The sequence below is a fragment of the Streptomyces odontomachicola genome (assembly GCF_039605595.1).
In the GTDB taxonomy this organism is placed as follows: Bacteria; Actinomycetota; Actinomycetes; order Streptomycetales; family Streptomycetaceae; genus Streptomyces.
On record NZ_JBCFOK010000001.1, the window covers coordinates 174630 to 194322 of the forward strand.

17 protein-coding genes and 1 pseudogene are annotated in these 19693 nt (G+C 72.3%); 11 read left to right on the forward strand and 7 right to left on the reverse strand.

Annotation, left to right across the window (positions count from 1 at the left end):
• Nucleotides 1-24: 24 nt before the first annotated feature.
• From ABEE00_RS00940 to ABEE00_RS00960, 5 genes are read left to right on the forward strand one after another with little or no spacing between them, the layout of a single operon-like run.
• The gene (locus ABEE00_RS00940; protein ID WP_345743209.1) at nt 25-1401 is read left to right on the forward strand and encodes an ABC transporter substrate-binding protein; all 1377 of its coding nucleotides are present in this window, start codon (nt 25-27) and stop codon (nt 1399-1401) included.
• The gene (locus ABEE00_RS00945) at nt 1398-2369 is read left to right on the forward strand and encodes a carbohydrate ABC transporter permease (RefSeq protein WP_345743210.1); all 972 of its coding nucleotides are present in this window, start codon (nt 1398-1400) and stop codon (nt 2367-2369) included. Before ABEE00_RS00940 ends, ABEE00_RS00945 begins: the two co-directional genes overlap by 4 nt.
• On the forward strand, nt 2359-3222 hold the full coding sequence (locus tag ABEE00_RS00950; RefSeq protein WP_345743211.1) for a carbohydrate ABC transporter permease: 864 nt from the start codon (nt 2359-2361) through the stop codon (nt 3220-3222). Before ABEE00_RS00945 ends, ABEE00_RS00950 begins: the two co-directional genes overlap by 11 nt.
• A 24-nt stretch (nt 3223-3246) precedes the next feature.
• Nucleotides 3247-4668 (forward strand): L-fucose/L-arabinose isomerase family protein, encoded by a 1422-nt coding sequence (locus tag ABEE00_RS00955; protein WP_345743212.1) that lies wholly within the window; start codon nt 3247-3249, stop codon nt 4666-4668.
• Nucleotides 4669-4694: 26 nt separating this feature from the next.
• Nucleotides 4695-6170: an FGGY-family carbohydrate kinase gene (locus tag ABEE00_RS00960; protein ID WP_345743213.1), complete on the forward strand. Its 1476-nt coding sequence runs from the start codon at nt 4695-4697 to the stop codon at nt 6168-6170.
• Nucleotides 6171-6461: 291 nt separating this feature from the next.
• On the opposite strand, the gene ABEE00_RS00965 is transcribed toward ABEE00_RS00960, so the two are convergent.
• Nucleotides 6462-8528, reverse strand: a complete 2067-nt coding sequence (locus ABEE00_RS00965) for a HelD family protein (protein ID WP_345743214.1) — start codon at nt 8526-8528, stop codon at nt 6462-6464.
• A 410-nt stretch (nt 8529-8938) separates the two neighbouring features.
• Here ABEE00_RS00965 and ABEE00_RS00970 point away from each other — a divergent pair, with 410 nt between their 5' ends.
• Nucleotides 8939-10045 carry a glycosyltransferase 87 family protein gene (locus tag ABEE00_RS00970; RefSeq protein ID WP_345743522.1) on the forward strand — a complete coding sequence of 369 codons (1107 nt, stop codon included), beginning with the start codon at nt 8939-8941 and terminating at the stop codon, nt 10043-10045.
• A 244-nt stretch (nt 10046-10289) separates the two neighbouring features.
• Here the strand turns inward: ABEE00_RS00970 and ABEE00_RS00975 are convergent, their stop codons facing one another.
• The 5 genes and pseudogenes from ABEE00_RS00975 to ABEE00_RS00995 all read right to left on the reverse strand — a co-directional run bounded on the left by ABEE00_RS00975 (nt 10290) and on the right by ABEE00_RS00995 (nt 13997).
• Nucleotides 10290-11978, reverse strand: coding sequence for a DNA repair helicase XPB (locus ABEE00_RS00975; RefSeq protein WP_345743215.1), 1689 nt, complete (start codon nt 11976-11978; stop codon nt 10290-10292).
• A 90-nt stretch (nt 11979-12068) separates the two neighbouring features.
• Nucleotides 12069-12380, reverse strand: coding sequence for a hypothetical protein (locus ABEE00_RS00980; RefSeq protein ID WP_345743216.1), 312 nt, complete (start codon nt 12378-12380; stop codon nt 12069-12071).
• Nucleotides 12381-12384: 4 nt separating this feature from the next.
• Nucleotides 12385-12903 (reverse strand): NUDIX hydrolase, encoded by a 519-nt coding sequence (locus tag ABEE00_RS00985; protein WP_345743217.1) that lies wholly within the window; start codon nt 12901-12903, stop codon nt 12385-12387.
• 78 nt (nt 12904-12981) lie between these two features.
• Nucleotides 12982-13203, reverse strand: a complete 222-nt coding sequence (locus ABEE00_RS00990; protein ID WP_345743218.1) for a DUF397 domain-containing protein — start codon at nt 13201-13203, stop codon at nt 12982-12984.
• Nucleotides 13193-13997 (reverse strand): annotated as a pseudogene (locus ABEE00_RS00995) (helix-turn-helix domain-containing protein). The gene ABEE00_RS00990 and the pseudogene ABEE00_RS00995 overlap by 11 nt, the downstream one beginning before the upstream one ends.
• Nucleotides 13998-14260: 263 nt before the next feature.
• Between ABEE00_RS00995 and ABEE00_RS01000 the strand changes: the two are divergent.
• From ABEE00_RS01000 to ABEE00_RS01020, 5 genes are all read left to right on the forward strand, one after another.
• Nucleotides 14261-14437, forward strand: a complete 177-nt coding sequence (locus ABEE00_RS01000; protein WP_345743219.1) for a hypothetical protein — start codon at nt 14261-14263, stop codon at nt 14435-14437.
• 62 nt (nt 14438-14499) lie between these two features.
• Nucleotides 14500-14646 carry a hypothetical protein gene (locus tag ABEE00_RS01005; RefSeq protein WP_345743220.1) on the forward strand — a complete coding sequence of 49 codons (147 nt, stop codon included), beginning with the start codon at nt 14500-14502 and terminating at the stop codon, nt 14644-14646.
• Nucleotides 14647-14695: 49 nt separating this feature from the next.
• Complete coding sequence (gene tgmA / locus ABEE00_RS01010; protein ID WP_345743221.1) at nt 14696-14971, forward strand: putative ATP-grasp-modified RiPP; 276 nt, start codon at nt 14696-14698, stop codon at nt 14969-14971.
• A 26-nt stretch (nt 14972-14997) separates the two neighbouring features.
• A complete protein-coding gene (gene tgmB, locus ABEE00_RS01015) occupies nt 14998-15948 on the forward strand; it encodes an ATP-grasp ribosomal peptide maturase (protein ID WP_345743222.1) in 951 nt (316 codons plus the stop codon).
• A 108-nt stretch (nt 15949-16056) separates the two neighbouring features.
• Complete coding sequence (locus tag ABEE00_RS01020) at nt 16057-17070, forward strand: rRNA adenine N-6-methyltransferase family protein (RefSeq protein ID WP_345743223.1); 1014 nt, start codon at nt 16057-16059, stop codon at nt 17068-17070.
• 49 nt (nt 17071-17119) lie between these two features.
• Here the strand turns inward: ABEE00_RS01020 and ABEE00_RS01025 are convergent, their stop codons facing one another.
• Nucleotides 17120-19693, reverse strand: a complete 2574-nt coding sequence (locus ABEE00_RS01025; RefSeq protein ID WP_345743224.1) for a helicase-associated domain-containing protein — start codon at nt 19691-19693, stop codon at nt 17120-17122.

Consider the following 19693-nt stretch of genomic DNA (forward strand, 5'->3'; position numbering starts at 1 on the left):
GCAGTGGACCAGGAGGTCAGAGCGTTGGAACCAGCAGACAGACAGCCCGGGACGCGCGGGCGCCCCGGGCCGGGCCGCCGCGGCGTGCTCGCCACCGGCACGGCCGCCGCCGCGGCGCTCGGCGCCCCCGCCCTGCTCACCGGCTGCGGCGCGGCCCGCGCCGGGGGCGGTGCGCTGCAGTTCTGGAACTTCTACGCGCCGCAGCGCTCGGACGACCCGGCGCTGCGGGCGCAGAGCAAGTGGTTCACCGACCTGGTCGCGGAGTGGAACGCCACCCACAGGACCAAGGTCGAGCTGCTCTACATGCCGCCGAGCACCTACCAGACGGGGTCGAAGCTGCCCACGGCGTTCGCGGCGGGTGCCGGGCCCGACATCTTCCTGGCCAGCCCGGGCGACTTCCTGCGCTACTACAACGGCGGCGTGCTCGCGGATCTCACCCCGCACACCGACCGCGAGGCGGTGCGCGACTACTTCCCTGACGCGCTGGCCAGCCGCATGGTCGGCGGCCGGGTGTACGCGCTGCCGATGGAGGTCGAGCCGCTGGCCGTCTACTACAACGTGCGCGCTTGGGAGAAGGCGAAGCTCTCCGAGGGCGATGTGCCCCGTACGTGGGATCAACTGCTGGACGTGGGAGAGAAGTTGAGCTCTCCCACGCGCGCGGGCCTGGTCACCGAGACCGTGCCCGGCTATCTGCAGAACTTCCTCTGGTACCCGTGGATGTGGCAGGGCGGCGGCGACGTGCTCGACGACCGGGGCCGCCCCTCCGTGGACACCAAGGGCGTGCGCCAGGCGCTCCAGCTCTGGCAGGACGCGGTGCGGCACGGCATCACCCCGCGCACGCCGCCCGCAGCGAACGACATGATCGCGGCGTTCAAGGCGGACACCGCCGGCATGTGGCAGAGCGGGATCTGGCAGGTCGCGAGCCTGCGCGCGTTCGCGCCCGGCATGCCGTACGGGGTGTTCCGGCTGCCCGTGCCGCGCGGCGGGCGGTATGTGACGGCGCTCGGCGGCTGGTCGTTCTGCGCCAACGCGAAGGGGCGCGACCCCGAGGCGGCAGCGGAGTTCTGCGGCTGGGCGCTCGGGCGCCGCGCGGAGAGCTGCGTGGAGCGGATGGCCGACTGGTGCACCAAGGCGAAGTCGGACATCGCGCCGCGCAAGTCGGTGCTGGAGCGGGGGAGTGCGCGGGGCGGCTACGACTTCTGGGCGATGCGGACGTTCCGCGACGAGATCTTCCCCGGCGGCCGCGCCGAGCCGCGCTATCCGCCGGTGATCTACAAGGCCCTGTCCGACGCGATCCAGGGCGCGATGCTCGCCGGGCGCGGCGTGGTGGGGGAGGCCGCGCGGGCGCAGCAGTCGGTCGAGGCGTACGTGGAGAGCTACAAGGGGGCGAGCCTGCGATGACGTCCGATACCGCACAGGAGACGACGGGGACGGCGCCTCCTGCCGCATCCGAGCGGGAGCAGAGTGGGCCGCGGGTCCGCCGCCTCTCCCGCACGCACCGCGAATGGCTGGCCGCGGCCCTCTTCCTCCTCCCCGACTCGCTCGGCCTGCTGGTCTTCGTCGGGCTGCCGATGGTGCTGTCGGTGGTGCTGAGCCTGTTCCAGGTCAGCGGCTTCGGCTCGTACGAGTTCGTCGGGCTCGGCAACTACCGGCGGATGCTGGACGATCCGCTCTTCTGGGACTCGATGCGGACGACCGGGCTGTACGTGGTGGTGCTGGTGCCCACGCTGTTCGTGGTGAGCCTGGGGCTGGGGCTGCTGGTGCAGCAGCGGATACCGGGTGTGGGGATCTTCCGCACGGTGTTCTTCCTGCCGTACGTGATCAGCCTCGTGGTGGTCGGGCTGCTGTGGAAGTTCATGTTCGACGACCAGACCGGCGTGGTGAACACCTCGCTGCACGCGCTCGGCTTCGACGGCGCCTCGTGGCTCGGCGATCCGGCGATCGCGCTCTACTCCGTCATCGCCGTATTCGTCTGGGTCATGATGGGGTACTACATGATCATTTTCCTGGCCGGCCTCCAGGAGATCCCCAGGGAGTTCTACGAGGCGGCCAGGATCGACGGCGCGGGACCGTGGACCCGCTTCCGCACCATCACCTGGCCGCTGCTCCGGCCCACCAGCTTCTTCGTGCTGGTCATGTCCACCGTCGCGGCGATCACCGGCGGCTTCGAGCTGATCTTCGTCCTCACCGAGGGAGGACCGGCCAACGCCACGTCCCTGGCCGTCTACTACATCTACCAACAGGCCTTCGTCTTCGGCGAGTACGGCTACGCGGCGGCGATGGGCACGGCCCTGGTCCTGGCGATGGTGGCCTGCGCCGCGGTGATCTTCCGCCTGACGCGGGGCGGGAGGTTCGACGATGGTGAGTGAGTACGCCTCCGGCGCGCGCCGCGCGCCCAAGGCCCGTACGCACCAGGGCCGTTCGGCGCGCATCGGGCTCACCCTCCTCGGCTCCGTGCTGGCCGCCGCGGCGCTCTTCCCCGTGCTGTGGATGGTGTCCGCCTCGCTCAAGCCCCGGGGGCAGGTCAACGACGGGAAGCTCATTCCGGATGACGTGACGCTGGCCAACTTCGCGTACGTCTTCACCGAGGTGCCCTTCGCGCGCTATCTGTGGAACAGCTTCTTCGTGTCCGCCGTGGTCACCGTCGTGGCGCTGCTGTTCCACTCCATGGCCGCGTACGCGCTGGCCAGGCTGCGCTTTCCGGGGCGCGACGCGGTGTTCGCCGTGATCTTCGGGACGCTGCTGATCACCGCGCCCGTGGTGCTGATCCCGCTGTTCCTCGTGGTGCGGCAGCTCGGGATGCTGGACAGCTACGCGGGGCTGATCATCCCGGCGGTCTTCAACGCGTTCGGGATCTTCCTGCTGCGGCAGTTCTACCTCCAGCTCCCGCGCGAGCTGGAGGAGGCGGCGATCGTCGACGGCTGCGGGCCGTGGCGCGTCTACTGGTCCGTCGTCCTGCCGCTGTCACGCCCGGTGCTCTCCGCGCTCGCCATCTTCTTCTTCCTCGCCAACTGGAACTCCTTCCTCTGGCCCCTGGTCGCCACCGACGACCCCGATCTGACCGTGGTGCAGCTCGGCATCAGCGCGTTCCAGAGCCAGTACGAGTCGAGCTGGAACTACATCCTCGCGGCCGCCGTGGTCGCCGCCGCGCCCATGCTCGTCCTCTTCTTCGCCTTCCAGCGCCGGATCGTCGAGTCCGTCAAGACGTCCGGCCTCAAGTAGCCCCCACCCACCGGAGGTTGCCCCATGGCACGCATCGGCCTGCTCCCCGTGTCCGACGGCCGCGACTACGTACAGCGCGATGTGCGCGAGCACGTCGACCGCTCCGCCGCGCGGCTCGCCGCGGTCCTGCGGGACGCCGGGCACGAGGTGATCACCGCGCCCGAGCAGATCACCAGCAACACGCTGGCCACCTCGCAGGCGCGCCGGATCGCGGAGCACCACCCCGACATCACGGTCCTGCACCACAGCGTGTGGACGTTCCCGCACTTCACGGCGCTCGCGGCGGACGCGACCCCGGGGCCGCTCCTCCTGGTCGCCACCATCGACCCCCAGTACCCCGGCATGGTCGGCATGCTCGCCGGCGGCGGCGCCCTCGACCAGCTCGGCCGTACACACGCCCGCGCCTGGGGAGACCTGGACGACCCCGCCGTACGGGAGCGGATCCTCACCCACGTACGGGCCGGGGCGGCGGTGCAGGGCCTGCGCGGGCAGACCTTCGGGCGGATCGGCGGGCGGCCGATGGGGATGTACACGGCGACCGCCAACACCGACCAGTGGATGAAGGTGTTCGGCGTGGACGTCGAGGAGATCGACCAGTGGGAGGTGGTGCGCAGGTCGGAGAACGCCGAGGCCAAGCGGGTGTCGGCCGCCCGCGAATGGCTGGAGAAGCACGCCGCCGGCGTCCACTACGACGGCGACCGCCTCACCCCCGAGCTGCTGGAACGCCAGATCCGCAGCTACTACGCGATGCGCGAGCTCATCGACGAGTGGCACCTCGACTTCTCCGGCATCAAGGGCCAGCCCGAACTCACCGCGAACTTCTGCACCATGGACATCGCGGAGGCCTTCCTCAACGACCCGTACGACTGGGAGGGCCCGAAGGACACCCACGTCACGTCCACCGAGGCCGACATGGACGCGGCGATGACGATGCAGATCCTGAAGCTGCTCACCGGCGATCCGGTCCTCTTCGCCGACGTACGGCACTACCACGCGGACCGCGACGTATGGGACCTGTGCAATTCCGGTCAGCACGCCACCTGGTACGCGGCGCGCTCCGACGACCCCGCCGAGAACCTGCGGCACGTCAGCCTCATGCCGGAGGTCTTCTACTTCCCGGCCGGCGGCGCCTCCGTACAGCACCTCGCCGCGCCCGGCGAGATGACCTTCGCCCGCCTCACCCGGCTCGACGGCGCGTACCGCATGCACGTGATGCGCGGCGCCTTCGAGCAGTACGACGCGGAGACCAACGAGCGCATGATGCGCGCCTCTACGCGCGAGTGGCCGCACGCGTTCGCCGCGCTGCGGTGCGGGGCGGGGGAGTTCCTGGAGCGTTTCGGCTCCAACCACATCCACGCGGTGCCCGGCGACCACGTCGGCGCGCTGCGCGCGGTGTGCCGCCAGCTCGGGATCGTGTACGACGGTTTCGGCGACGCCGCCGAGTGAGCCGGTGACGAAGGAGAGTGACGCGCGTGTCCCGTACGGGTCTGCTGCTGGGCATCGACATCGGCACCGCCTCCTCCAAGGGGGTGCTGGTCGACCCCGCCGACGGCACCCTCCTCGCGGAGGCGGTGCGCGAGCACGCCACGGACAGCCCGCACCCCGGGTGGTTCGAGCACGACGCGGAGGGGGTGTGGTGGGCCGACGTACGGGGACTGTGCGCGGAACTCCTGCGCTCGGGACCGGAGTTGGCCGGGGTCTGCGTCAGCGGCATCGGCCCCTGCCTGCTCCCGGCGGACGCCGCGGGTACGCCGCTGCGGCGGGCGATCCTGTACGGGGTCGACACCCGGGCCGGTGAGCAGATCGCCGCGCAGCGGGAGCGGTACGGGGACGAGCGGGTGCTCTCGCGCTGCGGCTCGCCGCTGACCAGCCAGGCCGTCGGCCCGAAGCTGGAGTGGCTGCGGGAGCGCGAGCCGGAGGTGTACGGGCGCACCCGACGCTGGTACATGGCCAGTTCGTGGGCCGTGCACCGGCTGACCGGCGGCGAGGCGTACGTACTCGACCACCACTCGGCCAGCCAGTGCACCCCGCTGTACGACCTCCGGGGCGGGCACTGGATCGAGGAGTGGTGCGAGGAGATCGCGCCGGGGGTCGAGTTCCCGCGCCTGGTGTGGCCCGCCGAGGTGGTCGGCTCCGTCTCGGACGAGGCCGAGGCGGCCACCGGCATCCCCGTGGGCACGCCGGTCGTCGCGGGCACGGTCGACGCGTGGTCGGAGGCGGCGGGGGTCGGGGCCACCGGGACCGGCGACCTGATGCTGATGTACGGGACGACGATGTTCCTGGTGAACGTGGTGGGGGAGCCGGTGCCCGATGCGCGGCTGTGGTCCACGGCGGGGGCTTTTCCCGGCACGTATTGCCTGGCCGGCGGCATGGCCACGTCCGGCGCGGTCACTGCGTGGCTGCGCGACCTGACCGGCGCGGACTTCGGTTCGCTGACGGCCGAGGCCGCCCGGGTGCCTCCTGGCTCGGAGGGGCTGCTGATGCTCCCCTACTTCGCCGGGGAGCGGTCGCCGCGGTTCGATCCCGACGCGAAGGGGGTCGTCGCGGGCCTTACGCTGCGGCACGGGCGTGCGCACCTGTACCGGGCCGCGTTGGAGGCCACGGCCTTCGGGGTGCGCCATAACCTCGCCGCGATGCGGGAGGCGGGGGGCCGCCTGGACCGGGTCGTCGCGGTGGGCGGCGGCGCGCGCGAGCTGTGGACGCGGATCGTGTCGGATGTGACGGGGTGCGAGCAGGTGGTGCCGCGCTACACGATCGGGGCTGCGTACGGTGACGCGTTCCTGGCGGGGGTGGGTGTGGGGGTCGCCTCCCGCGCCTCCATCGCGTCGTGGAACCCGATCGACCACCGGGTCACGCCTGACGGTGGCGCGATGAAGGTCTACGGGCCTTTGTACGAGCGCTACTTGGAGCTGTACGAGGCTACGGCACCGGTGGTCCATCAGCTTTAGACCGCCGACGGCTTCGGGTGGGTGGTTGCTTTCCGCTGCGGCGGGTTTTGGGTGGGTGGTTCCGACTGCCTTGTGAGTTACGGGCCGCCCTCCGACGCTCCGCGCCTGCGGGCGCCCCTTGCGCCGCACAAGCCGTGGTCGCTACCGAAGTGTGGGTCGCGGACCGCTGTGGGTTGCTCGCCGCCCCCTCCCCCCCCCCACGAGCTGTGGGCAATCGTTCCGCTGGGGCGGAACGGGTGGGCACAGCGGACCGGCAGCCGCTGCACCCGCCCTCCCCGCTCCCAACGGGGGCTAGCCCTCCAACTCCCGCGGCAGCGGGGTCGCGTGCAGCACGCGCAAGCCCGACACCGCTCGGGTCAGGCAGACGTACAGGCGGCGCAAACCGGTCCGCTCGTCCGGCTCCGCCTCGACGATCGCCGACGGTTCGTCCAGTACGACCCAGTCGTATTCGAGGCCCTTCGCCAGGTCCGCCGGGACCAGCGTCAGACGCGCGTCGGGTGTCGTCTCCTCGCCGGGGGAGAGGGGCGGGAGGCCGGCGGACTCGAGCGCCGCGCGGAGTTCGGGGATCCGCGGTCCCGCCGCGATCAACCCGATGGACCCCTCGTGCGCGAGGGCCTCGCGGCAGGCCCGTACGACGGCCTCCACCCGGCCCGCGGCATCGACCGCGCGCACCTCGAAATCGCCCGCCGACTCCCGCACAGAAGTCGCCTCCGCCAACCCCGGCGCAATCCGCGGCAACAGACGGGACGCGTACGCGATCACCTCGCGCGGCACGCGGAAGCCCTGGGTGAGCTCCTCCACCACCGCGTCGGACTTGCCGAGGTGGCGCAGCGCCTCCTCCCAACTGGCCGTCGCCCAGGGCGTCGTGCCCTGGGCCAGGTCCCCCAGCACCGTGGCCGACCCCGTGGAGCAGCGCCGCCCCACCGCCCGGTACTGCATCGGCGACAGATCCTGCGCCTCGTCCAGCACCACATGCCCGAGCGAGGGCGTACGGGAGACCTGGTCCCGCGCCTCGTCGACCAGCACGGCGTCGGCAGCGGACCACTTCGCGGACTTCACCCCCCGCGCGGGCCGCGCCCACAGAATCGCCTTCTGCTCCTCGGGCGTGAGCACATCCTCCGCCTGCTCGGCGAGGAATTCGGGGTCGGAGAGCAGCCGCAGCACCACCTTCGCCGGATCGACCGCCGGCCAGCACTCCTTGACCACGGCCTTGACCGCCGTGTTCCGCGCGACCGCGTCCTGTACGCGGTCGTCCGGCGCCTCCCCGGCCTGCTCCATCCGCACCAGCACCGCGTGCGCGATCCGCTGCGGCAGCGCCTCGCGGGCAGCCCCGTACCGGATGTCCCGCGCCAGCAACTCCCGTACCAGCTCCTCGAGTTCGTACGCCGGCACCCTCCACCGGCGCGAACCGCGCACCACCACGCACGGCTCGGTGGGCATCCGCACCCCGGAACGCACCGCCCTGCGCAGCACCTCCGCCATCCGCGCGTCGCCCTTGATCCGCGCGGCCTCGGCCTCGTCCTCGGCGCTCACCGGTACGTGCGCGACGAGCTCGCCCACGGTGGCCTGCCGCACGTCCACCTCGCCGAGCGCGGGCAGCACCTGCTCGATGTAGTGGAGGAACGAGTCGTTCGGGCCGATGACCAGGGCGCCTGTGCGGTTGAGGCGTTCGCGGTAGCCGTACAGCAGATACGCCACCCTGTGCAGACCGACCGCGGTCTTGCCGGTGCCGGGCGCGCCCTGCACGCACACCGTGCCCTCGATGCCGGAGCGGACGATCTCGTCCTGCTCCGGCTGGATCGTCGCGACGATGTCCCGCATCGGGCCCACGCGGGGCCGCTCGATCTCCGTCTGGAGCAGCGCGCTGACGGCCTCGGCCTCCGCCGGGTCGCTGAGGTGCTCGTCCTCGTACGCGGTGAGCTCGCCGTGCGTGTAGCCGAAGCGGCGGCGCAAAGCGATGTCCTGCGGGTCGCGCTTCGAGGCGCGGTAGAAGGGCTGCGAGACCGGCGCGCGCCAGTCCACCACCATCGGGTCGCCGTCCGCGTCGTGCACATGCCGCCGCCCGATGTAGAAGCTGTGCCCCGCCTCGGCGTCGGCGTGCAGGTAGTCCAGCCGCCCGAAGAACAGCGGGGCGTGCGCGAGGTCGGCGAGCGCGGCGACGCGCAGCTCCATCTGGTGCTGGAGGACTGCGCTGTTGACCCAGTTCCCCGTCACGTCGGAGATGTCCAGCGAGGCGGCGTCCTCGCGCATGGCGCGCAGCGCGGAGCGGGACGCGGCGAGGTGGGCGCGCTCGCGCGAGAGGGGTTCTTTGCCGGGTGCGGGCTGCTGTTCCTGCTGGTCGTGGACGTGCGCGGACAACGGACTTCGCCTCCATGCGGATGCATGCGGGTGCATGCGAGTAGGGGTGGTCGCGGTGCGCGCCGGCCGGTTTCCGTGCGGCCGGCGCCTCCGGCCCTGCGCGAGGGGGAGGCGGGGAAGCGGACGGCGGCGCGGAACGCCGCAGGGTCCGTGACGAGCGGGCGATTCTAGCTATCGCGGTACGGAGCGGGCGAACGGTTATTCTGCGGGCCGGGCACGCGGGCGGGCGCGGGGCGGGACCGGCGTACGGGACGGGAGAGGCTTACGTGGCAGGCGCGGACGGCACCTACGGCGAGACCGAGTCCGATACCGAGCCCGGCACCGGGGCCGTACGACCGCTTCGCGCTCCCCGCCTCCCACCCGCGCTGCTGCGGGACGTGCCGCGCGCCGCGACGCTGTGGGCCGCCGCGCTGCTGACGGTCTCGCTTGCCGCCTTCGTCGCGCTCTGCCTCTTCCAGCGCTTCCCGATGGCGGACGTCCTCGTGTACCGGGCCGAGGGTGCGGCGGTCGCCAACGGCACGGATCTGTACGGGTTCACGGTGACGGAGTGGAAGCTGCCCGCCACCTATCCGCCGCTGGCCGCGGTGTTGTTCGTGCCCGCCGCGTGGCTGCCGCTGCCGGTGCTCAAGCTGGCCGTGATGGCGGGCAACCTGGTGCTGCTCGCGCTGCTCGTCGACCTGTCGCTGCGGCTGGTGGGGCGGGGCGGTACGGCGTACCGGCTGCCGCTCGTGCTGGGCGGCACGGGGCTGGCGCTCTGGCTCGAACCGGTCTTCCAGACCTTCGTCTTCGGCCAGATCAACCTGGCCCTCGCGTGCCTGGTCCTGTGGGACCTGACCCGCCCTGCGGGCGCGCGCGGCAAGGGCCTGGCGATCGGTGCGGCGGCGGGGATCAAGCTGACCCCCTTCATCTTCGTGGTCTATCTGCTGCTGACCGGCCGGGTACGGGCCGGGCTCACGGCGCTGGCCGGCTTCGCCGGGACGGTGCTGGCCGGGTGGCTCGTACTCCCGGGGGCCAGCGTCGATTTCTGGACCCGCCGCCTCTACGAGACCGACCGGGTCGGCAAGGCGTGGATCGTCGACAACCAGTCCTTGCAGGGGCTGGTGGCGCGGGTGCTGCATGATCCGGCGCCGGGGGTGTGGTGGGTGGTGCCCGCGGCGGTGGTGGGGGTCGGTGGTTTGTGGGCCGCGCGCCGTGTGTTTTTCCGACGGGGCGAGTGCTGGGGCGTGTTGGCGACCGCCCTCGTCGCCCTCCTCGTGTCCCCGATCTCGTGGTCACACCACTGGGTGTGGTGCGTGCCGTTGCTGGCGGCGCTGGCTGTTTCGGCCCCGCGATGGGTGACGGGTGTGGTGGCCGTCGTCTTCGTCGCCCGCTCGATGTGGCTGATCCCCAAACAGGGCGACCTGGACCTCCACTTGCCGTGGTGGCACCAGCCGCTGGCTTCGCCGTACCCGCTGCTGGGGTTGGTGCTGCTGGCGGCGCTGCACCACACGCTGCACCACAGGGCGCGCCGCACCTGAACCCGTCGCGACGGCTCGTACGCACCCCGCGGACGCCGCAGACCAGGGCGAGGCCCGACCGGGGGCGCGGAGCGTTTCCGGTCGGGCCGTCACTCACAAGTCGGGCGCAACCACCCACCCGAATCCCGCCGCAGCGGAAAGCAACCACACGGGGAAGCCGTCGGCGGTCGATGGCGAACCGCGATCCGCAGCGCGCCCAGCAGCGAATCCGGCGCCGCCGAACCCGCACGCAGCGAGCGCTCAACTACTCCTGCTCGGGCGCCACTTCGCCCTCATCGGCGCTCCCGGCCGCGCCAGCGGCCAAGTCCCCCGAATCCACAATCCGGTACGCGTACCCCTGCTCCGCGAGGAACCGCTGCCGGTGCGCGGCGAAGTCCTGGTCGATCGTGTCGCGCGCGACCACCGAGTAGAACCGCGCCTCGTGCCCGTCGGCCTTCGGCCGCAGGACGCGGCCCAGCCGCTGCGCCTCCTCCTGCCGGGACCCGAAGGTTCCCGACACCTGGATGGCGACCGTCGCCTCCGGGAGATCAATCGAGAAGTTCGCGACCTTCGACACGACGAGACAGTTGATCTCGCCCTCCCGGAACGCGCTGAACAGCTTCTCGCGCTGCGCGTTGCTCGTATCGCCCTTGATCACCGGCGCACCGATGTGTTCCCCCAGCTCATCGAGCTGATCGATGTACTGCCCGATCACCAGCGTCTGCTGCCCAGCGTGCCGCCGTACGAGCTGCTCGGTGACCCGCCGCTTGGAATCGGTCGTCGCGCAGAAGCGGTACTTCTCCTCCGCCTCGGCCGTCGCGTACGCCAGCCGCTCGGAGTCGGTGAGGCTGACCCGCACCTCCACGCAGTCGGCGGGCGCGATGTACCCCTGCGACTCGATCTCCTTCCAGGGAGCGTCGAACCGCTTCGGCCCGATGAGCGAGAAGACATCGGACTCCCGCCCGTCCTCCCGCACCAGCGTCGCGGTCAGCCCCAGCCGCCGCCGCGCCTGCAAGTCAGCCGTGAACTTGAAGACCGGCGCCGGCAGCAGGTGCACCTCGTCGTAGACGATCAGACCCCAGTCGCGGGAGTCGAAGAGCTCCAGATGCGGGAAGACGCCCTTCCGCTTGGTCGTGATCACCTGGTACGTGGCGATCGTGACCGGGCGGATCTCCTTCTTCGTACCGCTGTACTCGCCGATCTCCTCCTCGGTCAGCGAGGTGCGGCGGATCAGCTCCGCCTTCCACTGCCGGGCCGAGACGGTGTTGGTGACCAGGATCAGCGTGGTCGCCTTGGCCTTGGCCATCGCACCGGCCCCGACCAGCGTCTTTCCGGCGCCACAGGGCAGTACGACGACGCCCGACCCGCCGTGCCAGAAGCCCTCCACGGCCTGCTCCTGGTACGGGCGGAGCGACCATTCCGCGGTGTCCAGGTCGATGGTGTGGGCCTCGCCGTCCACGTACCCGGCGAGGTCCTCGGCGGGCCAGCCCAGCTTGAGCAGCACCTGCTTGATCTGGCCGCGCTCGGAGGGGTGCACGGCGACGGAGTCCGGGTCGAGGCGGGCGCCGACCAGCGGCTGGACCTTCTTCGACCGGAGGATCTCCTCCAGCACGGGGCGGTCGCTGGTCTCCAGGACCAGCCCGTGCGTGGGGTGCTTCACGAGCTGCAGCCGCCCGTAGCGGGCCATGGTCTCGGCGATGTCGACCAGCAGCGCGTGCGGCACGGGGTAGCGCGCGTACGCGACGAGCGCGTCCACGACCTGCTCGGCGTCGTGCCCCGCGGCGCGCGCGTTCCACAGGCCGAGCGGGGTGACGCGGTAGGTGTGGATGTGCTCGGGCGCCCGTTCCAGCTCGGCGAACGGCGCGATGGCGCGGCGGCACTCGTCCGCCTGCTCGTGGTCGACCTCCAGCAGCAGCGTCTTGTCGCTCTGGACGATCAGCGGCCCACCGTTCACGCGCGGTCTCCTTCCGGAAGCGGACACAGACAAGCCAAACGTCCAGTGTGCCGCACTGTGTTCCACGGGGGCGTGGGCGCGTGGCCCGGGTCACATGCGGCGGGCCGCCCCGCTCGGCCACACGACGTCGACCGGCAGCCCGGCGTCCCGGGCTCCGGCGACCACGTCGGCCGTCCCGCCGCCCTTCGCGCCGGGTGCCCGCCCGTCCCACACGGCGACGAGCCGCCCGCCGGCGGCGAGCACGGCCTCGGCGAAGAGGGAGTCCGCGCCTTGGGCGAGGCACGAGAGCCCCACGAGCCGGGTGGGCTCGTAGCGCTCCAGCAGTTTCCGCAGCTCGGCGCGCACGCCGGCCACGGTGTCTTCGGTGAGGTCCATGTGACCGGTGACGGCGAGGGTGGTCATGGGGTCACCATTCCAGGGCGAGGCCGTCATGGAGGTAGGCGGGCGTGCCGTTCTCCAACGCCTCCAGCGCCCGTTCCGTACGGCGGCGTATGCGCGGGCCCAGCCGCTCCAGGGCCTCGGCCGGCTCGTGGAACCCGCAGGCCGACAGCTCCCGGTCCAGCGGCCGCAGCGCGGTCGTCCGCTCCGCTTCCAGCACGCCGCCGTCGAAGACGAACGCGAGCTGATCGTCCCAGGGCCCGTGCGGCGGCACCCAGTCCACACACAGCACCCCGCGCAGCGCCACGTCGAGCCCCAACTCCTCGCGCAGCTCGCGCAGGGCGGCGAAATGCGGCGCCTCATTGGCCTCGGCCATCCCACCGGGCAGATCCCACGCCTCCTTGTACGTGGGCTTCACGAGCAGCACACGCCCGCCTCCGTCCCGGAACAGCACGTCAGCGGCCACACGCTTGCGGGCTTGCTTGGCGTTTCCCTCGGCGAGGTACGCGGTCCAGGCGGGGGTGCCGGGTTCGGGCGGGGTGGTCATGGGGTGGGGTCCCGCGCGACGGGGCGCTCTGGTGGTGCGTACGCAGCCCCACGACAGGTCACGGGAGGCGTTCCGGGCTCAGGGCAGACGTGCGTTCTTGGCAGCCGAGACGAACGATGACCACGCGGCTTCCCCGAAGACCAGCGCCGGGCCATCCGGGTTCTTGGAATCGCGAACGGGCACTGCAGCAGGGAGGTTGTCCAGTACCTCAACGCAACTGCCCTCGTCTCCGCCGCTGTAGCTGGACTTGCGCCACCCGGTCAGTGCGGAAGCTCGGGGTATGCGGTGCTTAGCGGTCATGATGGCCGTACTCCTTCGCCGTTGTCCTCAAGAGAGCCAGTGATTCCTTCAGCGGCAGCGCGTCACTCAGCGCAAGAGCGTAGGCGCCTTGGAAGCGGTCAACCATGTCAGGGGCATCGTGCACCTTCCCCGTGTGCAGCCCCTCGACGTAGGCCACCGGCGGCTGATCCTCGAAACACATGAGTGTGAGCATGCTTTGGAGGAGCGGGTGGACCCCGACGCTGAAGGGGATCACGTGCGCTCGGATTCGGCGGCTCTCTACCAACTCGGCAATGTGCGTGATCTGTTCCGCCATGACGGGGGGGCGCCCCGATGGGGCGCCGTAGCACTGCCTCGTCGAGCAGCGCCCAGACAACGGGAGTCACCGGGTCGGTGAGTACGCGGGAACGCTCCAGTCGTGTGACGACGGCGCTGTCACGCTCCTCGTCGCTCAGCTGCGGGAACGGTGCGTTCCCCAACACCGCTCGTGCGTACGCCTCGGTCTGGAGGATGCCGGGCACGTACGACAGCGCGAACTCCCGGATCACTGAAGCCTGCTGCTCGAATTGCAGAGCATCCTCGAAGTGACTGCCGACCGGTCGACCCTCGCGGTTCGGCAGGAAGCTGGACAGCACGTTCCCCGTGTTGAGGGCCTCGTCGAGGCGCCTGGCGTCCTCTTCTGACGGCCATCTGCGTCCGGCCTCGATGTGCGCGATATGAGTCCGGGTCATCACGGCTTTATCGGCCAGTTCTTGCTGGGTCAGCCCCGCCGCCTTCCGCTGCTGCTTCAGCCACTCGCCGTAAGCCATGGCCATTGCGTAACTCCCTTGTGTGACCGATTAGTTGTCACTCGGCCCTGCCTGGCGAGCCTACCCATGCCCCTCCACGCTGTGAGCAGATCACTACAGAACGAAAGGGTGGAGTCATGGCAGCAGTACTGCGAAGGAGCGCCGGTGTGCCCGACCGCATTCGCCGACTTCTAGTACGGGCAGGGACGTTCTGCTCGCGCAGAAGCACAGGCGCGCACGTACGCCAGTACGCCCCGGTCCGACGGTGGAGCCCACCGTGCGTACCGGACATGCGAACCCGTCCCGTGCTCGACCGGCCCCTCGACGGCGACGCGTCCCCTCTCGTCCGCCCCTACCTCGTCGCGTACGAGCAAGCGGAGCGCCGCACCGCGCTCTCCCTCGCGCTGGACGGTGTGGACGTCGGGCCGTGGGTCATCCACGGCGTGACCGTTGCCGGTCCGCGGTGACGGAGAGCGGGCGCCGGAGCGCGGCATGCGCGCGGTGCCGCCGTACCACGTACGAACCCGTGATGATCGACGCCGTCGAGGTCGGCAGCGGCCCCGGCTTCATCGTCTACGCCTGCCCGCCCTGCGCCCACGCGTACGCGGCGACGCCGTTCGCCCCGGCATGGCTGCGCGAGGACCTCGGGCTGCCGGAAAGGGGACCGGAGCTGTGACGGCGCAAGGAGCCGGGCGGGCATCATCCCCACAACGCCAGGAGGCCAGATGACCATCGCAGGCGCACGGACAGGTACGACGGCCCCGACGCCATGGGGCCTGCGGCGCATGGCACCGCTCCGCAACAACGAGCAGCCGACGCCCTACCGGTACGAGGGCGTCGACCCCGAGACGCAGGTGGGGCGATGGACCGGCCCCAACGGGCCGATCACCCTGGCCGAGTTGGGCAAGCACGGGACCTCGGTGAACACCTATCCGGCCACCCAGGTGGGCAAGGACGGGCAGGTCGACCAGGACACCGGCCAAGACGCCGAGCAGGACTGAGACCGGACAGGAGTGAGGCAACGGCGATGGACGGACGTCCGGTGCTGGTGTCGACCGCCGCGGAGGATCCGACCGCGGATCTGGTCATAGCGGAGCTGAACCGGCGCCGGGTGCCCGTCCTCCGGCTGGACCCGGGCCGGGACTTCCCCGAAGAGGCGCGGCTCGCCGCGCACATGGGCCCCGCAGGCTGGTCGGGAACGGTCGGCCTCCGGGGCCGCACGGTGGAGCTGGACGCCGTCCGCGCCCTGTACCACCGCAGACCCACCCCGTACCGCGCCCGCGACGCGACGCAGACGAGCCGCTTCACCGCACAGGAGAACCGGCGTGGGCTCGGCGGCGTACTCGGCGCGCTGCCGTCCTGCCTGTATGTGAGTCATCCGCAGGCGATCGCCCGGGCCGAGTACAAGCCCGCGCAGCTCGCCGCCGCGGCGCGGGAGGGTCTGCCCGCGCCCGAGACGCTCATCACCAACGAGCCGTGTGCGGCAAGGGAGTTCGCCGCCCGGCAGCCGACGATCTACAAGCCGCTGCACGCGGCGGCGTACGAGGTGGACGGCGAACCCGCGGGCATCTGGGCGGCCCCGGTGAACGCCGACGAGCTGGACAGCGCCGTAAGCCGTGCGGCCCACCTCTTCCAGGCACGGGTTCCCAAGGTCGCGGACGTACGGGCCGTCGCGGTCGGTCAGCGGCTGCACTGCGTCCGGATCGACGCGCCGCGGGGAGTGCTCGACTGGCGGGCCGCATACGCGGGCCTCGCCTACACGCGCACGACATGCCCTCCGCAGGTCCGCGCCGCCCTGCCGCGTTTCCTGGAGCATTTCGGCCTGAGCTTCGGGGCGTTCGACTTCGCGGTGGATGAGGACGGCACCTGGTGGTTCTTGGAATGCAACCCCAACGGGCAATGGGCATGGCTGGAGGAAGCGACCGGAGAACCCCTCACCGCCTCGATCGCCGACCTGCTGCAGAACGGATGGAACTGACCCATGGACGACGACACGTCACCGGAGCGCCTGCGTTCCCAGCTTGCGGACGCCCTTCGGGAAGCCGGTGAACTCCGCAGTCGGCCATGGGAGTCGGCAGTGCGGGCGGTGCCCCGTGAGGCTTTCGTGCCCGAGTGGTTCGAGTTCGAGGACGGGGGCTGGTACCGGCCGATGAGGGGGGACGGGTTGGGCGGGATCCGGCGGGTGTACGAGGACGACACCCTCGTGACGCGGGTCGGCGGCATCGCGCCGCACCAGGTCGAAGGCCGGATCTCCGAGCGTCCCACCTCCTCCTCCACACGCCCGGGACTGGTCGTCCGCATGCTGGAGGAGCTGCACATCTCGCCCGGCATGCGCGTACTGGAGGTCGGTACGGGCACCGGCTACTCGACCGCCCTGCTCACGCACGTACTCGGCGACCGGAACGTCACCTCCGTCGAGCTGGACGCCACGCTGTCGGCCCGCGCCGCGGTGGCGCTCGGCGGCCTCGGCTACCGGCCCGGTCTCGTCGTCGCCAACGGTCTCGCGAGCCCGCCCGCCAGCCCCGACGGCACACCATGGGACCGCGCCGTCGTGGCCTGCGGCGTGCACACCGTCACCCCGGAGCTGCTGTCACGCGTCCGCAGCGGGGGCGAACTCCTTGTGCCGGTCGGCGGATGGATGAACGCCTCCGAGCTGGTGCGGCTCACCATGGGCGAGGACGGTACGGCCAGTGGCCCGGTGCTGGAGGGGCACGTGACCTTCATGCACGCGCAGCCGCCGCCCGCGCTCGGCATGCTGCCCGGCCTCGACGCGGGCGACGCGCTGCCCACCGAGGTCGGCGGCGACGTGCTGGAGGACTGGACGGCGCGCTTCGTGGCGCAGTTCGCCGCCCCGGGAGCGCAGTACCTCACGCTGCCCCGCAACGGCCGTACGGAACACGTACTCGTGGACGTGGAAGCCGGAGCGTGGGCCGCTGTCTTCGCGGAAGGCGGGCGGTGGATGGCGCGGCAGGGCGGGCCGGCGCGGTTGTGGGACGCGGTCGCCGGGCGGCTCCGGGAGTGGCGCGCGGCCGGAGCACCCGGGGCCGGACGCCTGCGCCTTCACGTGCGCCCGGGCACACAGGCCCTGAGCTGGACCTAGTCGCCTGAGCTGGACCTGGCCGCGGGCAGGACGCGGGGCGGCCACCCCCTCAATCCCCCTCCACCTCCGCCACCCCCGTGATCCGGTGCAGGGGATACGTACGGACCTCCTCCGCCGTGTGGTCGTACCCCGTCACGAATCCGCCCTCCACCCGCACCGGCGCGATCACGCGCTGGCTCGCCGCGCCGTCGGCGTTGACGTAGCCCATCCAGACCGCGGAACCGGTCAGGGCTGCCGACTGCATCGTGGCCAGGGTGTCCGCCGAGGTGGAGCGGGGGAGTTCGCCCTCCGGCGCGCGGGACGCGGCCTTCGGCGCGCGCGGGGCCGCCGCCGCTGCGTGGTCGCCCGCGCGGATCGCCCGTACCGCGGCGGACAGCAGCGCCTCGCCGGGCGGCGGCGGGCCGTCGGGCACGGGGGCGGGGGCCGTACGGGGCGGGGTGCGGTGCGCGTCCGCGCGGGCGACCACCACATCGCCCTCGGCGGTCTCGGCGGCCGGCGCGTACCCCATCTCCCGCAGGCGCGCGAGGAGTTGGTCGGGCGGCGCGGGGGACGCCAGCACCGTCGGCGCCAGGAGCCGGAGCCGGAGGGATGCCGAGCGCTTGTCGGCCATGATCTCGGTGAGCAGCGCGTCGTCGTCGCAGCGTACGTACGAGGACGCCGCGCCCACCCGCAGCCTGCCGTGACGACGGGCCACGTCGTCCACGAGATAGGAGAGCGGCTGCGGCACGGGGGTCCGGGAGTGCGCGGCGAGGAAGGCGTGGATGTCGGCCGCGCTGCGCCCGGCGTCCAGGCCGCGGCGCACCGAGTCGGGCGTGAAGCGGTACACCGTCGCGCCGCCCTTGGACTCGACGTCGGCGAGGGTGCCCAGCGCGGCGGCGAGCGGGCGCTCCAGCGGGCCGGGCGCGACCGCGGTCAGGTCGGCCTGGAGGAGTACGTGGTCGAGCGGCTCGGGGAGCAGCGGGGCGAGCGCGCCGGCGGCCTGCTGGGAGGCGGCGGCCGTCTCGGCCTCGGTGAGTTCGGGAGCGCCGCCGGATTCCGGGTCATCCATGGCGCCCGCTTCACCGGCCCCGGACGCGCCCACCAGGAACGGCCTCGCGTACGAGGCGAGCGCCCCGCGCCCGGTGACCCCCAGCAGCTCCGCCTCCTCCAGGGCTGAGCGGGCCAGCCGGGAACGGAGCGGGGGTTCCTCCGGCTCCTCCGCCGTCCGCGCGTCCCGCGCCCCGCGCAGCGGCCGCTCCCAGCGCAGTCGCTCCAGCACGGAGTCGGGCTCGGGCGCCGCGCCCTCGCCCGGCGCCGCCAGCGCGCCCAGCACCCGGCGCCGCACATCGGGCGCGAGGCCCCGGTCCAGGCCAGGGCCCAGCGCGGCGAGGGTGCGGCCCTTGCCGTCCCGCTCGCCGACCAGGGCGGGGACCCGCGTACCGGCAAGCCACACCGTCGCCAGCCGCGCCCAGCGCTCCTGCGCGGGGAGCCGCAGCCACTCGTCGTAGGCGGGCGTCGGCGCGTAGCACTCGTCGGCCTCGCCGTCGGAGGCCAGCAGCCCTGCGGCGTAGGCGAGTTCGATCCAGAAGGCGGCCGTCGGCTCGGGGAGGTCGAGCGCCACCGCCGTGCGCTTGAGCTCCCGTACGCCCAGGCCGCCGGCGCGCAGCACGCCCGGCGGGTCCTCGGCCCAGCCGGCCAGCAGCTCCTCGACGGTGTTGAGCGCGGTGAACGCCTGCCCCGCCGCGGTCGCGTCCACGGTCGCCGCGGGATGCGTACGCCGCACCGCCACCGCCGGCGGCGCGGGCTCCACCTCCCGGTGCGCCCGCCCGGCGCGCAGGTGCAGCGCCACCTCGCGGGGCAGCACCACGGTGCGCGGGCCCGCGGTGACCAGCAGGGCGCGGTCCAGCAGCCAGGCGACGGGCGGCGAGGGCTCGGTGACGTCCACCGTGCCGTACGGCGGGCCCCACTCCAGCTTGCCGAGCATCGCGGCGGACTCCTCCGGCGCTGTGGCCAGCAGCTCGGCCATCCGCTGCCGGTCGGAGAAGAGCGAGGTCAGCGCGTCGAGGGCGCTCACAGGATCGTGGGTGCCGGGCAGCCCGGCGGCGCGCAGGATCTCCTGGAGGCGGCCTGGGGACATCCCGGAGACCGCCTCGGCGAGGGTGGGCCCGAGGCCGGTGGGGGAGGGCGTGGAAGGGCTCGGGGCGAGGAGTTCGCGCGCGGTGCGGACCAGGCGCAGCTTGTCCTCGCCGCCCCACAGCAGCGCCTGCCGCCGCAGGGTGTCCAGGGCGCGGGGCAGCCGCGCGGTGATCTCCGGATCGCCCTCGTCGCCGGTGAGCAGCGCGGCCAGCGTCCCGTGCGGGCAGGGCTCGGGCGCCACCGCCAGTGCCTCGGCCGTCTGCAGCGCGAACCGGTCCAGACGCTCCACCGCACGCACCACGGAGGCCCTGGTCCCGGCCCTGGTGGCGAGCTGGGTGAGGTCGTTCGGCACCGGCGAGAGCAGGTCGGGACGGGCCCGCAGCAGTCCGGCGAGCGCGTCGTCGTCGCGCCCCCGCAGCTCGTCGGCGAGCGTGCGCGGAGCGGCCGAACCTCGCGCTTCGGTGGGTGTGGCGGCACGTGTGGCGCCGCCGTGCTGCTCGGTGCTCAT